Source organism: Streptomyces kurssanovii, from assembly GCF_040677245.1.
Taxonomy (GTDB): Bacteria; Actinomycetota; Actinomycetes; order Streptomycetales; family Streptomycetaceae; genus Streptomyces; species Streptomyces kurssanovii.
Map to the genome: position 1 here is coordinate 259,734 of NZ_JBFAQK010000001.1, position 14,489 is coordinate 274,222.

The window sequence follows — 14,489 nt, forward strand, 5'->3', positions numbered from 1 at the left end:
CACGCGCGCTGGTGCGAGGTCCCACGACGTACCTGCAGTACGTCACACGCACCAGCGGAGCCACGCGTGGTTTTTTCGAGGCCGCCCCTGGCTGGCACGGACAACGGGACCAACGAGGACCGGCAGGGCGCGTCACGCGCCGTACGGGTGAGGATGCGCCCGAACGCAGATACGCAGGAGTACCCGGGCCGGTCAGATCCGGCCCCGGCACAGCTCCAGCATCGTCATCGCGATCGACGTGCCCGGCTTGCCCAGCGCGTTCCTGTAGTGCCCCAGCACCTCCATCTCGCGCGCCAGGTTCACCCGGCGGCCGCCGGAGGCGATCCGGGCGTCCTGGATGACGGCGGAGACGGCCATCCGTTCCTGGATCAGGCCGATGATCCGGTCGTCGAGCGCGTCGATGCGCTCACGCGCTCCGGTGATCACCGTGGCGGCCGTCTCGGTGCGGGCGCCGGTCTTCTCGGTCTCGGTGACGGACATCTCATGGGCTCCTCGGGTATCGGTGGGGCCCCGGATCGGCACGGTCCGGAAACGCACAGGCGCCCCGGGCCTTGTCGGCCCGGGGCGCCTGGTAAGTCGCTGTCTGAAGCTAGGCAGCACGACCATGGCAGCCGGACGGGCCGGTGCCATAGGTAAAGACGGAGGTCAGCTGCTTCTGCATGCGGCCAGTATGGACCCGGCCCGGCGGCGCCGGGCAAACCGGGTTCGGATGGTGAGACGAAAGGGGATCTCCGGCACGCCGGTAGAATCGACAAAGCAGACCCTCTCTCCCCGCCGGAAGGCCGCCACCAGTGCCAGCAGCACCCTCCGCCGCAGCCGACCACTCCAACCCGGACGTAGTCCTCGTTGTCGACTTCGGTGCCCAGTACGCCCAGCTCATCGCCCGCCGCGTCCGTGAGGCCCGGGTCTACAGCGAGATCGTCCCGTCCACCATGCCGGTGGCGGAGATGCTGGCCAAGAAGCCGCGCGCGATCATCCTCTCCGGTGGTCCCTCCTCGGTCTACGCGGAGGGCGCCCCGCGCCTCGACCGCGCGATCTTCGAGGCCGGGGTCCCCGTCTTCGGCATGTGCTACGGCTTCCAGCTGATGGCGACGACGCTCGGCGGCACCGTCGACAACACCGGCGCGCGTGAGTACGGCCGCACGGACCTCCATGTCTCCAAGAGCGGCTCGACGCTCTTCGAGGGCACCCCGGACGAGCAGTCGGTGTGGATGTCGCACGGTGACGCCTGCTCCGCCGCTCCCGAGGGCTTCACGGTCACCGCGTCCACCGACGTGGTGCCGGTCGCCGCCTTCGAGAACGACGAGAAGAAGCTGTACGGCGTGCAGCACCACCCCGAGGTGATGCACTCCACCTACGGCCAGCAGGTTCTCGAGCACTTCCTCTACCGCGGCGCCGGCATCGAGCCGAACTGGACCACGGGCAACGTCATCGACGAGCAGGTCGAGGCCATCCGCGCGCAGGTCGGCACCAAGCGCGCGATCTGCGGTCTGTCCGGCGGTGTGGACTCCGCGGTCGCCGCGGCACTCGTGCAGAAGGCCATCGGCTCCCAGCTCACCTGCGTGTACGTCGACCACGGTCTGATGCGCAAGGGCGAGACGGAGCAGGTCGAGAAGGACTTCGTCGCCGCCACCGGCGTCCAGCTGAAGGTCGTCGACGCGGCGGACCGTTTCCTCGAGGCGCTGGCCGGGGTCTCCGACCCCGAGGAGAAGCGCAAGATCATCGGGCGCGAGTTCATCCGGGTCTTCGAGCAGGCGCAGGCCGAGATCGTGGCCGAGGCCGCGGGCGGCGAGGACGTCGCGTTCCTCGTCCAGGGCACGCTCTACCCGGACGTCGTCGAGTCCGGCGGCGGCACCGGCACCGCCAACATCAAGTCGCACCACAATGTGGGCGGTCTGCCGGAGGACCTCGAGTTCGAGCTCGTCGAGCCGCTGCGCAAGCTGTTCAAGGACGAGGTCCGCATGGTCGGCCAGGAGCTCGGCCTGCCGGACGAGATCGTCCAGCGCCAGCCGTTCCCGGGACCGGGTCTGGGCATCCGCATCGTCGGCGAGGTCACGCGTGAGCGGCTCGACCTGCTCCGCGAGGCCGACGCGATCGCCCGCGAGGAGCTCACGGCGGCCGGTCTCGACCGCGACATCTGGCAGTGCCCCGTGGTGCTGCTCGCCGACGTCCGCAGCGTCGGCGTCCAGGGCGACGGCCGCACCTACGGCCACCCGATCGTGCTGCGCCCGGTCTCGTCCGAGGACGCGATGACGGCGGACTGGACGCGGATGCCGTACGAGGTGCTGGCGAAGATCTCGACGCGGATCACCAACGAGGTCGCGGACGTGAACCGCGTGGTCCTCGACGTGACGAGCAAGCCGCCGGGCACCATCGAGTGGGAGTGACCTCTCCCCGACTTCAATGCCGACGCCGTCGCTCGTTCGTCCGAGCGGCGGCGTCGTCGTTCCGGCCGCGGGCCGAAGACGTGGCGCCGACCGGCGAGGTGGCGTCAACACGGTGAGGTCGTGATTCACCCGGCCTGGCCTCGGCCATCGGGGTGGCGGCGGCTTGCGTGCGGCACAATTCCCATGCATCACAGGGCGGTTGTTCTTCCTGATGCGTGAGAGGTGGCGTTCGGTCGTGGCGGTGCAGGAAGCGGGACGGTGCGACGAGTGCGTGCACGGCGCGCGCGAGAGCCACCGGCGTGCGGTGGCCGAATTCGTCGGCCTGCGCGAGGAGTTCGCAGCCGGCCAGGGACTGCCGGCGGGCGTGGCCCACTCGCCCGGCGCCTCGCGCCAGTGGGTGTCGGACGAGCTGACGCAGGCCGCCCGTACGGTCTCCGACCGCGGCCGGGAGGCGGACGGCTCCCGGCTGCGGCGGCTCAGGCTGCGCTCGCTGGTCGCCGTGTGGGCCTGCTTCGGTGTCCTTGCCACCGTCCAGCTGGTGACCGCCATGGGCGCGGGCTGGACCGGCGCCCGTACGGCGGGGCTGCTCGCCGCGCTGGCCGTCGCCGGTGCTCTCACCGCCGGGGCCCACGCCCACCGGGCGCGCGGCGGGATCCTCGCGCCGCTGGCCGGGGAGGACAACCGGCTCTCCACCTCACGCTCCGTCGCCACCGCCTGGGTGCTGGTCGTCTGCTACGCGGTGCTCGTCCTCGCGCTGCAGCAGGCATGGTCCTCCGCGCCCGCCGACCACGACCGCCTCGCCGGCGGCCTCGCCCTCGGCCGGGGCGCCGGCCTGCTGGCCGTCCTCGCCCTGGTCTGCGCGGTCGCCGTGCTGGTGCGCCGGGTCGTCGCCGTGCGCGTCCAGGGCCAGCGGCTGCAGAAGGTGCCGGCCGACCGGCCCCACCTCCGCGACCTCGTCTGCGACGACGACGGCCGCGCTTCCTTCGCCGATGTGCAGTACGTGCTGGTGAGCGCCGCCGCCATGACGTACACGCTGGTGCGGCTCGGGCGCGGCCCGGGACAGCTGCCGGAGCTGCCGTGGGGAGCCGTCCTGCTGATGGCCGTCTCCGCGGCGACGTACCTGGCGGCCAAGTACGCGGAGGGCGGCCGGCCCGTGGTGATGTCGGTGGTGCGGGCCCGGGAGGCCGGTGACCTGGACGGACCCATCCGTACCGGCGACGACATCGAGCTCCGCGGCTCCGGCTTCGTCCCGCCGGGCGCGGGCGCGCCCGACCGGCTGGCCCGCATGGTCGTCCGTATCGGGGCCGTGCATGTGCACGTCCCCCTGATCCCCGTGCCCGGCGGGTTCGCCAACCCGACGGACACGGTGCTCACCGTGCCGGTGCCGGCGGAGGTCGAACCGGGGCAGGTCGACGTGCAGGTGGTGACGGCCGCCGGCGTGGAGAGCAACCGCTGCCTGATCGAAGTGACCTACTGACTCCTCGCTGTTCACCCGTGTGTCGCGGGACCCGTGTGTCACAAGGTCTGTGACTAATCTGGTGAGCGGCGCGGCCGCGCCGTACGTATGGTCGGGCGACGGGTCGACTGAAGGCGGGGACCAGCGATGACACACACTCATCGGGCGACGGCGGACCATGGTGCGCTCGACGACGGACCGCGCGGATTCAGGGAGCGGGCCGGCCGGTACGCCCTGCTGCCGCTGCGGGTCTTCCTCGGCGTGACGTTCATCTACGCGGGCATCGACAAACTCACCGACAGCGCGTTCATGTCGGCGACCGGCTCCGGCTCCATCGGCGAGATGATGAACGCCGTGCGCGACTCGTCCGCCGTGCCGGCGCTCGTCGATCTGGCGCTGAAGAACCCGGAGGGCTTCGGCTACGCCATCGCCCTCGGTGAAGTGGCCGTCGGTATCGGCACCCTGATCGGACTGCTGGCCCGGCTCGCCGCCCTCGGCGGGGCGCTGATCTCCCTGAGCCTGTGGCTGACGGTGAGCTGGCAGACGGACCCGTACTACTACGGCAACGACCTCGCCTACCTGATGGCCTGGCTGCCGCTGGTGCTCGCGGGCGCCTCCCTGTTCTCCCTCGACGCGCTGATCGCGGCCCGGCGCCGCACCCCGTAGTGGACGGCGGCCACCAGGCCCGCCACGAAGAAGCCGCCGACGACCACGGGGAACGCCACCCACCAGGGCGTGTGCCAGGCGCCGCCCGCGTCGCCGCCGTAGAGCAGCGCCGCTGTCAGTACGCACAGCCCCGCGACGAACCTCGCGGGGCGGAAGCCGTGCCGGAACTCGCGGCGGGGCCCGCCCGCCCCGTGGCGCACGGCCCCATGACCGGACTCATGACGCTGCACGGGTCACCTCCACCTGTCCGATGCCCACTTCCAGCGTGAGTTCCAGCGTGCCCGCCGGCTCCGCCCCGGCGGGCGGCGGCAGCGTGCGCCGACGGTCCTGGCTCGGGCCGACGTCGATGTCGTTGGGGGTGTCCCCGGGGAGCCGGACGTCGCCGACGCCCACCTCGGCGTCCAGCTTCACCGTCGCGTCCTTCGGCAGCACGACCTTGAGCTGCCCCGCCCCGATCTCGGCCCGTGTCGACACCACCTCGCCCGCGGGGACGGAGAGCGTGGACAGGTCGAGGGTGCCGACCCCGGTGCCCAGCTCGTAGAGCGGCTCGACGGCGGTGACCGACGCCGGCCGCCAGTGCTGCTCGCCCCAGCTCGTACTGATGTCCTTCGGCAGCGCCGAGGCGCCGGCGAGCAGTCCGGCCGTGACGAGGGTCAACAGGATCGTGCCGAAGCCCGTGCGGCCCAGAAGGGCGCTGACCAGCAGGCCGAGCCCGAACACCGACAGCGCGGCCACCAGCCCGATCTGCAGGGCGGTGCCCAGGGGCTGCCCTTCCCAGCTCAGTCCCGTCCCCAGACCGCCCGCGACGAGCGCCAGGAGGAAGACCGCGCCGCCGATGCCCCGCGGACCGCGGCTGTGCGGCGGCACCTCGCCCCGTCCGCCCCGGCCGTGCGGCGCCGAGACCTCCTCCACGGCCGAGTCGGGGCCCCACAGATAGCCGGTCGGCACCGGGCCGGTCGTGCCGTCCTTGACGATCGGGTCGCGCCACCAGGAAGGGCTCTCCGGCGCAGGCGGGGCCTTGGTCTCCGGCGGGGCCTCCGCGACCGTGTGCGCCGTCGCGGTGTCCATCGGTGCGCCTTCGGTCGTGGCGAGCCGGCGGCGCTGGGACCACACGGCCGCTCCGGTGACCGCCAGCGACAGCAGCGCGGCGAAGGAGAGGGCGCTGTCGTTGCCCAGCATGGAGAGGAAGATCCCGCAGCCGATCAGCGCGAGGAGCACGGCGGTCAACGACGCGCCGTCGACCCGGCCCGACAGCAGCCGGCGGAACTCGTTCTCCTCGTCGTCCTCCGAGGGGACCAGCAGCCAGGCGAAGCCGTAGAAGATCAGCCCGATTCCACCGGTCACCGAGAGCACGCCGACCGCGATCCGGAAGATCACCGGGTCCACGTCGCAGTAGCGGCCCAGTCCGCCGCAGACACCGGCCACCACCTTGTGGCGCGGGGAGCGGCGCAGCTGGGGTGCCTCGGGGGGCGGGACGGTCGGCTGCTCTGTCATGGGTCCATGGTGACGGGCCGGGGGGTCGGGCGGGAGCCGCGGCGACCCTGGCCGTTCCCTGATTTCCGTCCCCGAGCCCCCTCGGGACGGCGTCCGAGCCTCCTCGGGACGATCCCTCTCGGCGTCCTCGGCGTCCCCGGCCCGTCCTCCGGACCGAAGGAGGCCCCCGGGATCCCGGGGGATCAGGGACGGTTGGGGGACGACCCTGATACCGCGTCCCGTTCCGCCGTGTGACGATCGGTGCATGCCAGTCGCCACGCCCGGAACCACCGGCCCCTCGCGCATCCCGCTGCCGGAGGAACCGGCTCTGCGCAAGCTGTACCGCAGCGCCGACGGGCGGATGCTCGGCGGTGTGGCCCGCGGACTGGCCGGGCATCTGGGGCTGCCGGTCGTCTGGGTGCGCCTGGTCTTCCTCGGGCTGTTCCTCGCCGACGGCCTGGGCGCGGTGCTCTACGCGGTGTTCTGGATCGTCGTCCCCCTCGGGGTCGGCGGCAGGGCGGCGGAACCGCGCTCGGTGTTCGAGACGACGCCTGACGGGCGCCGCCGGCTGCGCAAGCCGGACAAGGGCCAGTTGTTCGCGATGGTCGCCCTGCTTTTCGGGGCCGCGGTCTTCGTCGGCAACGTCGACATGCGCGGCAGCAACCGCTACGTCTGGCCGACGCTGCTCATCGGCGCGGGTGTGGTCCTGGTCTGGCGACAGGCGGACAACGCCCGCCGCGCCCGCTGGACCGACGTGGGCCGCCGGCGGCGGCTGCTCCAGCTTGCCAGGGCGCTGGCCGGCGTCGCCCTCGTCGGCATGGGCCTGACCGTGTTCATGGTCGTCCGCGGCTCGGCCGCCCAGCTGGGCAATGTGCTGACCGCCGCGGTCGCCGTCATCGCCGGTGTCGCCCTGCTCGCGGGACCGTGGCTGGTGCGGATGACGCAGGACCTGTCCGAGGAGCGGACCATGCGTATCCGGGCCCAGGAGCGGGCGGAGGTGGCCGCCCACGTCCACGACTCCGTCCTGCACACCCTGACCCTGATCCAGCGGAACGCCGACGACGCCGGTGAGGTGCGCCGGCTCGCCCGCGCCCAGGAGCGCGAACTGCGAAACTGGCTCTACAAGCCGGAGGGCACCGGCAAGGACGAGGACGAGGAGCCCGACACCCTCGCGGAGGCGGTCAAGAGGGCGGCCGCCGAGGTCGAGGACAAGCACGGGGTCCCGCTCGAGGTCGTCGTCGTCGGCGACTGCCCGCTCGACGACAAACTGGGCGCACAGATGCAGGCCGCCCGCGAAGCGATGGTCAACGCCGCCAAGTACGGTGGCGCGGGAGGGGCGGTGCAGGTGTACGCGGAGGTCGAGGGCCGTACGGTCTTCGTGTCCGTACGGGACCGGGGGCCGGGATTCGACCTGGACGCCGTACCGGAGGACCGGATGGGCGTCAGGGAGTCGATCATCGGGCGTATGCAGCGCAACGGCGGGACGGCACGACTGCGCTCCGTGCCCGGAGGGGGCACGGAAGTGGAGCTCGAGATGGAGAGGGCGGACGGATGACCGAGGCGGCCGGAGAGACCACAGAGCGTCGGGTGCGGGTCGTACTCGTCGACGACCACCGGATGTTCCGCACGGGGGTGCAGGCCGAGATCGGACAGACCGAGAGCACGGGCGTCGAGGTCGTCGGGGAGGCCGCCGACGTCGACCAGGCGGTCACCGTGATCACGGCGACCCGCCCCGAGGTCGTCCTCCTCGACGTGCACCTGCCCGGCGGCGGCGGGGTCGAGGTGCTGCGCCGCTGCGCCTCGCTGATGGCGGCGGCGGAGAACCCGGTGCGGTTCCTGGCGCTGTCGGTGTCCGACGCGGCGGAGGACGTGATCGGCGTCATCCGCGGCGGCGCCCGTGGCTACGTCACCAAGACGATCACCGGCACCGACCTGGTCGACTCCATCTTCCGGGTGCAGGACGGCGACGCGGTGTTCTCGCCGCGGCTGGCCGGTTTCGTGCTGGACGCCTTCGCCTCGACCGACGCGCCGCCGGTCGACGAGGACCTGGACCGGCTGACGCAGCGGGAGCGGGAGGTGCTGCGGCTCATCGCGCGCGGATACGCGTACAAGGAGATCGCCAAGCAGCTCTTCATCTCGGTGAAGACGGTCGAGTCGCACGTGTCCGCGGTGCTGCGCAAGCTTCAGCTGTCCAACCGGCACGAGCTCACCCGATGGGCGACGGCACGCCGCCTGGTGTGACGCGCCGGTCGCTGCGTCAGGTCAGGGACATGTCGGTCTTGTCGCCGGCCCGGACGTGGCCGACGGCGGCGCAGACCCGTTCGACGTCCGGGGCGCCGGGCTCCAGCCACACGGTCCGGCAGCCTGCGTCGAAGGCCTTCGCGGTCAGCAACGCGGAGAACACCGACGGCTGCTGCTGGTCAGGGCTGGAACGGGCCCCGGGGTCGTCGCACCGGCCCGGGAACGGGCAAGCGGACCGATGCCGGGCCGTGCCCGGCCGGGTCACGCGGGTCGGGTCGCTCCGGCGAACGGCATCTGGTCGATCGGCGCGACCCGCACCGGGGCACCGGGACGCGGGGCGTGGATCATCTGCCCGCCGCCGATGTAGAGGCCGACGTGCGAGACGCCGGAGTAGAAGAAGACCAGGTCACCCGGCGCGAGTTGGGAACGGGGCACCCGCGCGCCGGCGTTGATCTGGGTGTATGTGGTGCGCGGCAGCGAGACCCCGGCGGAACGCCAGGCGGCCTGCGTCAGCCCGGAGCAGTCGTAGGACCCGGGGCCCGTCGCGCCCCACACGTAGGGCTTGCCGATCGCTCCGTACGCGTAGGCGACGGCCTGCGCCGCGCGGCTGTTCGGGGCCTTCAGGGTGCCGCGCGGGGTGCCGGCGCGGTCCGCCCGCGCCGGTCCGTCCGATGCCGTGCCGCCGTTGTACCGGGCCCGCTGCTCGGCGGTCAGCCGGGCCAGCAGGCGTTCCGCGGCGGCGAGTTTGCTCCGCACGGCGGCCTTGTGGCCGGCCAGTTCCTCGCGGCGCGCCTCGAGTTCGGCGACACGGTCACCGGCCTGGGCCTTGAGCTGTGCGAGATCCCTCAACTGACGCCGCACGTCGGAGACCGCGGCGGCCTGCAGCGCCCCGGCCCGTTCCGCGAGGGCGGCGCGCCGGAGGTACTCCTCCGGGTCGGAGGTCAGGGCGAGGCGCAGACCGGGGTCCATGCCGCCGTCACGGTACTGGGCGGTGGCGAGGGAACCGAGGGCGTTGCGGGACGTGTTGAGGCGTTCGGTCCGGCGCGCCGCCTCGTCGCGCAGCGAGTCCAGTGATCTGCGGGCGCTCTCCGCCCGTTCCCTGGCGCCGTTGTGCTTCTCGGTGGCGACCTCAGCCTCCTGGTACAGCCTGTCGACCCTGGCCTGGATCTGCGCCGGGGTGAGGCCCGGTTCCGCGTGTCCCGTGCCGTCGAACGCGGTCGTGGCCGCCGCGCCTGCCAGGGCGAGGGAGAGCGCGGTACGGGCGGCCGGTCCGTCGAGCCGGCGCTCACGGGGCTTTCGGTGTTCCCGGTGTGCTGCCACGAGGGCTTCCACGTCCTTCCGTCGTCCCTGCCGCCGCACCGCGTCCGGCGGCGGGCCGCACAGGGGGGAAGCGGTCCGCCGCAGGACCTTCCGGCGGTGGCGGCCGAGTGCCGTCCGGCTGTACGACGGCTCGCGGGGAGTCGGCCACCTGGGGCAGGACGCTAGGACCGCGCCGGGGTGGGCGGGACACAACGACCGTAAATCTCCGAAAATGGGCGTCCGGCAACCGTTGATGAACGGCCGGCCGTCGTCGCGGACGCGCATCGCGTCGGTCCCCCGACCGATGCGGCGGACAGGGCCACCTGCCCGGCGGACGGTGGTATGGGCCGGGCTAGGCTCCGGGCCATGGACGTACTCATCAATGTCTTCGTCGCACTGCACATCATCGGTATCGCCTCGTTGCTGGGCGGGTTCCTGACCCAGATGAAGGCGATGGGCGAGGGCACCGCCCGCTTCAACCCCGCGATGCTGCACGGCGCGCTGACCATGCTGGTCACGGGTGTGGCCCTGGTGGGTCTGAATCAGGCGGACGACCAGACCGTCGACAACCTCAAGATCGGCGTCAAGCTGGCGGTCCTGGTCGTGATCCTCGGCCTCGTGTACGTCAAGCGGGACGAGGAGAAGGTCGACAAGGCGCTCTTCGGCGCGGTGGGCGGCCTGACCGTGGCCAACATCTTCATCGCCACGCTCTGGACCTGACCCGCGCGCGGACATGACGGTGCCCGGGCGGCTCGGCCGCCCGGGCACCGGTGCACCGGGGCACCTCGCGTCGCTCCCGCGGGGCTTCAGGCGGGGCGGACGCTGCCGTAGATCGGCATGTAGTAGATGGACTCCTCGCGGACGTTCGTGCCCGGCTTGGGCGCGTGGATCATCTTGCCGTCGCCGATGTAGATGCCGACGTGGCTGATGTCGTCGTAGAAGAAGACCAGGTCACCGGGGAGCAGGTCGGCCGTCTCGACACGGGTGCCGACCTTCACCTGGTCCCAGGTGGTGCGCGGCAGGTCCACCCCCGCCGCCTTCCACGCGGCCGCGGTGAGGCCGGAGCAGTCGTACGAGCTCGGGCCCGTCGCGCCCCAGACGTACGGCTTGCCGATCTGGGCACGGGCGAACGCGAGGACCTTGTCCGCCTTGGCCGCGTAGGTGCCGTCGTCCGTGCCGGTGCCGGTGTCGGTGCCCGGGTCGGTGGTGCCCGTGTCGGGGGCGGTCTCGCGCTCCTGCTGCTGCCGCTCGGCCTCCGCCCGGGCCGCTGCCTCCGCCTTCGCCTTGGCCTCGGCCTTGCGGCGCGCCTCCTCTTCCTTCTCCCGCTCGATCGCGGCGAGGCGCGCCTTCTCCTCGGCCGTCAGCTCCGAGAGCAGGGCGCGTGCCTCCGCGAGCTTGGTCTGCACCGTCTGCTTGCTGGTGCGCAGGGCCTCCTGGGAGTCCGTGAGGGACTCGAGGCGCTTGGTGGCCTCCGCGCGCTGCTTCGCGGCCGCGGCCCGCTCGGTCTCGTACTCGCTGACGGCCCTGCGCTGCTGGTCCGTCATCCGGTCCATCAACTGGGTCTGGTCGAAGTACGCCTGGGGGCTGTCCGCGAACATCAGCGCGGCGGTGGGGGTGACGGAACCGGTGCGGTACTGCGCGGCCGCGTAGTTGCCGAGGGCGCGGCGGGACTCGTTCAGCTTCTCGGTGCGCTTGGCGGCCTCGTCGAGCAGCTGGTCGACCTCCTGGCGCTTCTCCGCCGTGGCTTCCTTGGCCTTGTTGAACTCCTGCGTCGCGCTGCCCGCCTGCCGGTAGAGGTCGTCGACCTTCTTCTGCACCTCTTCGATGCTGGGCTTCGGGTCGGACGGCGCGGCGGTGGCGCTCTGTGTGGAGAGCAGCGTCACACCGGCGAGGGCGGCCGTGGTGAATCCGACGGCGGTGGACGGTTTTGCGGTACGGCTGCGGGGCTTGCGATGCGACGCCAAGGCCGGCATCTCCTTCTTCCGTGGACCGCCTACCGGGTTAGCTGTCGGGTTCGGGCGAACGGAAGACGCCCTACGGACCGAGCGGGGGCACGGTCCGATTCACCCCGGTGGTGCTTGGTGGGTCCCCGGTTCCGAACTCCCTCGGGAGAAGCCCGGATTCGGCGCAGGCCGCCCGTTCGGCGTGGTTCGCCGGGAGGGGTGCGGGCCGCCTGGTCGAGCACGCTAGCCAACTCGTGCGTCTGCTGTGAAGGTTGATGTTCGATATGTCCGATACATTTTCGTGACCTTTTTCGGCGGCGGGCCGCCGGTCCGGCCGTCGGTCGCCCGGCGGATCCGCCCTGTCACATACCGTTGCGTGCGCCGGTGTCCCGGTGCGGCCACGGTTGTCGGTCCGGCCGCCTAGACTCGTTAAGCGATGAGCAGCCTCTTTGACGACAGCTTCCTGGCGGACCTCCGGCCCGACGCGGACGGGCCCCCGCCGCCGCCCGAGGACCCGGCTCCGGAGCAGCTTCCGGACGACCTCTTCCAGGGCGCCTTCGACGTGCCTCCGGCCCGCGACGGGTACTACCGCGACGGCGCCCCGCGCCCCGTCGTGGACCCCGCCGCCCTGCTCGACGGGCTGAACGAGCAGCAGCGCGCCGCCGTCGTGCACACAGGGTCACCGCTGCTCATCGTGGCCGGCGCCGGCTCCGGCAAGACCCGGGTGCTCACCCACCGGATCGCCCACCTGCTGGGCACGCGCCGGGTCCACCCCGGCCAGATACTGGCGATCACCTTCACCAACAAGGCCGCCGGCGAGATGAAGGAACGCGTCGAGCAGCTGGTGGGGCCACGCGCCAACGCGATGTGGGTCATGACCTTCCACAGCGCGTGCGTGCGCATCCTGCGCCGCGAGTCCAAGAAGCTGGGCTTCACCTCGTCGTTCTCGATCTACGACGCTGCGGACTCGAAGCGCCTGATGTCGCTCGTCTGCCGCGATCTGGACCTCGACCCGAAGAAGTTCCCGCCGAAGTCCTTCAGCGCCAAGATCTCGAACCTGAAGAACGAGCTGATCGACGAGGAGACCTTCGCCGACCAGGCTCAGGACGGTTTCGAGAAGACGCTCGCCGAGGCGTACCGGATGTACCAGGCGCGGCTGCGCGAGGCCAACGCCCTGGACTTCGACGACATCATCATGACGACGGTCCATCTGCTCCAGGCCTTCCCGGACGTCGCCGAGCACTACCGCCGCCGCTTCCGGCACGTCCTCGTCGACGAGTACCAGGACACCAACCACGCTCAGTACACACTCGTGCGCGAGCTGGTGGGCAAGGGGTACGAGGACCTGGAGCCGGCGGAGCTGTGCGTCGTCGGTGACGCCGACCAGTCGATCTACGCCTTCCGCGGTGCGACCATCCGCAACATCCTCCAGTTCGAGGAGGACTACCCGGACGCGACGACGATCCTGCTGGAGCAGAACTACCGCTCCACCCAGACGATCCTCTCCGCCGCCAACGCCGTCATCGAGCGCAACGAGTCCCGCCGCCCCAAGAACCTGTGGACGAACGCCGGCGCCGGCGCCCAGATCACCGGCTATGTCGCGGACACCGAGCACGACGAGGCCCAGTTCGTCGCCGACGAGATCGACCGGCTCACGGACGCGGGCGAGGCGAAGGCCGGTGACGTCGCCGTCTTCTACCGCACGAACGCCCAGTCGCGTGTCTTCGAGGAGATCTTCATCCGCGTCGGCCTGCCCTACAAGGTCGTCGGCGGTGTGCGCTTCTACGAGCGCAAGGAGGTCCGCGATGTGCTGGCCTACCTGCGGGTACTCGCCAACCCCGAGGACAACGTCCCGCTGCGCCGCATCCTGAACGTGCCCAAGCGCGGCATCGGCGACCGCGCGGAGGCGATGATCGACGCCCTCGCGCTGCGCGAGAAGATCACCTTCCCGCAGGCGCTGCGCCGCGTCGACGAGGCGTACGGCATGGCGGCCCGCTCGGCCAACGCGGTCAAGCGGTTCAACGTGCTGATGGAGGAGCTGCGCACGATCGTCGACTCGGGCGCGGGTCCGGCCGTCGTGCTCGAGGCCGTGCTGGAGCGGACCGGCTACCTGGCCGAACTCCAGGCGTCCACGGACCCCCAGGACGAGACGCGCATCGAGAACCTCCAGGAACTGGCCGCCGTGGCGCTCGAGTTCGAGCAGGCCCGCGGTGAGGAGGAGGGCACCGGCACACTCGCCGAATTCCTCGAGCAGGTGGCGCTCGTCGCCGACTCCGACCAGATCCCCGACGAGGACGAAGAGGGCACCGGCGTCATCACGCTGATGACCCTGCACACCGCGAAGGGCCTCGAATTCCCGGTCGTGTTCCTCACCGGCATGGAGGACGGCGTCTTCCCGCACATGCGGGCCCTCGGGCAGACGAAGGAGCTGGAGGAGGAGCGGCGCCTGGCCTACGTGGGCATCACCCGCGCCCGTGAGCGGCTCTATCTGACGCGGTCCTCGATGCGCAGCGCCTGGGGACAGCCGTCGTACAACCCGCCGTCGCGGTTCCTCGAGGAGATCCCCGGCCAGCATCTGACCTGGAAGCGGACGGGGCCGATGGCGGCCCCCGCCGGACCGACGTCCGGCATCGCGTCCTCGCTGTCCTCCTCACGTTCACGCGGCGGCGCGTCCGGCTTCGCCACGCGGCGTACGAGCGACAAGCCGGTGATCTCGCTGGTGGTGGGCGACCGGGTCACGCACGACCAGTTCGGCCTGGGGACCGTGGTCGAGGTCAAGGGGTCGGGGTCCGAGGCACAGGCGACGATCGACTTCGGGGACGAGAAGCCGAAGCGGCTGCTGCTCAGGTACGCCCCGGTCGAGAAGCTCTGACGCTCTGACGACGGTGCCCGTCCCCTGCGGGGGCGGGCGCGTATGCCGGAGATGCCAGGACACGTACGTCAGGCGTACGCGGAAGGCTGTCCCGACGACCGTGCGCGTGTGCGCACGCCGACAGCCGCCGCTGCCGGCAGGATTGACGCGGC

General features: G+C 71.7%; 13 protein-coding genes and 1 riboswitch. Of the genes, 7 read left to right on the forward strand and 6 right to left on the reverse strand.

From position 1 onward, the window contains the following. Positions 1-192: 192 nt before the first annotated feature. Entirely contained in the window at positions 193-480 is a 288-nt protein-coding gene (locus tag AB0K36_RS01270; RefSeq protein WP_364586598.1) for a chorismate mutase, read from the reverse strand. A gap of 311 nt (positions 481-791) precedes the next feature. Here AB0K36_RS01270 and guaA point away from each other — a divergent pair, with 311 nt between their 5' ends. From guaA to AB0K36_RS01285, 3 genes are all read left to right on the forward strand, one after another. Further along, positions 792-2,387, forward strand: a complete 1,596-nt coding sequence (gene guaA / locus AB0K36_RS01275) for a glutamine-hydrolyzing GMP synthase (protein ID WP_364586601.1) — start codon at positions 792-794, stop codon at positions 2,385-2,387. A 211-nt stretch (positions 2,388-2,598) separates the two neighbouring features. Next, positions 2,599-3,864, forward strand: coding sequence for a hypothetical protein (locus tag AB0K36_RS01280; protein ID WP_435877742.1), 1,266 nt, complete (start codon positions 2,599-2,601; stop codon positions 3,862-3,864). Between the two features lie 126 nt (positions 3,865-3,990). After that, positions 3,991-4,509 carry a DoxX family protein gene (locus AB0K36_RS01285; RefSeq protein ID WP_364586607.1) on the forward strand — a complete coding sequence of 173 codons (519 nt, stop codon included), beginning with the start codon at positions 3,991-3,993 and terminating at the stop codon, positions 4,507-4,509. Here the strand turns inward: AB0K36_RS01285 and AB0K36_RS01290 are convergent. Further along, positions 4,419-4,739: a hypothetical protein gene (locus AB0K36_RS01290; RefSeq protein WP_364586610.1), complete on the reverse strand. Its 321-nt coding sequence runs from the start codon at positions 4,737-4,739 to the stop codon at positions 4,419-4,421. The two genes, AB0K36_RS01285 and AB0K36_RS01290, sit on opposite strands and share 91 nt — an antisense overlap. Continuing rightward, positions 4,726-6,003, reverse strand: coding sequence for a PspC domain-containing protein (locus tag AB0K36_RS01295; protein WP_364586613.1), 1,278 nt, complete (start codon positions 6,001-6,003; stop codon positions 4,726-4,728). The genes AB0K36_RS01290 and AB0K36_RS01295 overlap by 14 nt, the downstream gene beginning before the upstream one ends. Positions 6,004-6,247: 244 nt before the next feature. On the opposite strand from AB0K36_RS01295, the gene AB0K36_RS01300 reads away from it, so the two are divergent. Then, a complete protein-coding gene (locus AB0K36_RS01300) occupies positions 6,248-7,537 on the forward strand; it encodes a PspC domain-containing protein (RefSeq protein WP_364586616.1) in 1,290 nt (429 codons plus the stop codon). Then, entirely contained in the window at positions 7,534-8,223 is a 690-nt protein-coding gene (locus AB0K36_RS01305; RefSeq protein WP_189466770.1) for a LuxR C-terminal-related transcriptional regulator, read from the forward strand. The genes AB0K36_RS01300 and AB0K36_RS01305 overlap by 4 nt, the downstream gene beginning before the upstream one ends. Before the next feature lie 16 nt (positions 8,224-8,239). Here AB0K36_RS01305 and AB0K36_RS01310 read toward each other — a convergent pair whose 3' ends face one another. Both AB0K36_RS01310 and AB0K36_RS01315 read right to left on the reverse strand, forming a co-directional pair. Continuing rightward, a complete protein-coding gene (locus AB0K36_RS01310) occupies positions 8,240-8,386 on the reverse strand; it encodes a hypothetical protein (RefSeq protein ID WP_364586620.1) in 147 nt (48 codons plus the stop codon). A gap of 98 nt (positions 8,387-8,484) precedes the next feature. Further along, positions 8,485-9,543: a C40 family peptidase gene (locus tag AB0K36_RS01315; protein ID WP_364586623.1), complete on the reverse strand. Its 1,059-nt coding sequence runs from the start codon at positions 9,541-9,543 to the stop codon at positions 8,485-8,487. A gap of 345 nt (positions 9,544-9,888) precedes the next feature. Between AB0K36_RS01315 and AB0K36_RS01320 the strand changes: the two genes are divergently transcribed. Further along, positions 9,889-10,242, forward strand: coding sequence for a hypothetical protein (locus AB0K36_RS01320; protein ID WP_364586625.1), 354 nt, complete (start codon positions 9,889-9,891; stop codon positions 10,240-10,242). An 86-nt stretch (positions 10,243-10,328) separates the two neighbouring features. On the opposite strand, the gene AB0K36_RS01325 is transcribed toward AB0K36_RS01320, so the two are convergent. Continuing rightward, positions 10,329-11,495, reverse strand: coding sequence for a C40 family peptidase (locus tag AB0K36_RS01325; RefSeq protein ID WP_364586628.1), 1,167 nt, complete (start codon positions 11,493-11,495; stop codon positions 10,329-10,331). Between the two features lie 2 nt (positions 11,496-11,497). Beyond that, positions 11,498-11,660, reverse strand: a riboswitch (cyclic di-AMP (ydaO/yuaA leader). 241 nt (positions 11,661-11,901) lie between these two features. On the opposite strand from AB0K36_RS01325, the gene pcrA reads away from it, so the two are divergent. Further along, positions 11,902-14,337, forward strand: coding sequence for a DNA helicase PcrA (gene pcrA / locus AB0K36_RS01330; RefSeq protein WP_364586631.1), 2,436 nt, complete (start codon positions 11,902-11,904; stop codon positions 14,335-14,337). The last annotated feature ends 152 nt before the right edge of the window (positions 14,338-14,489 follow it).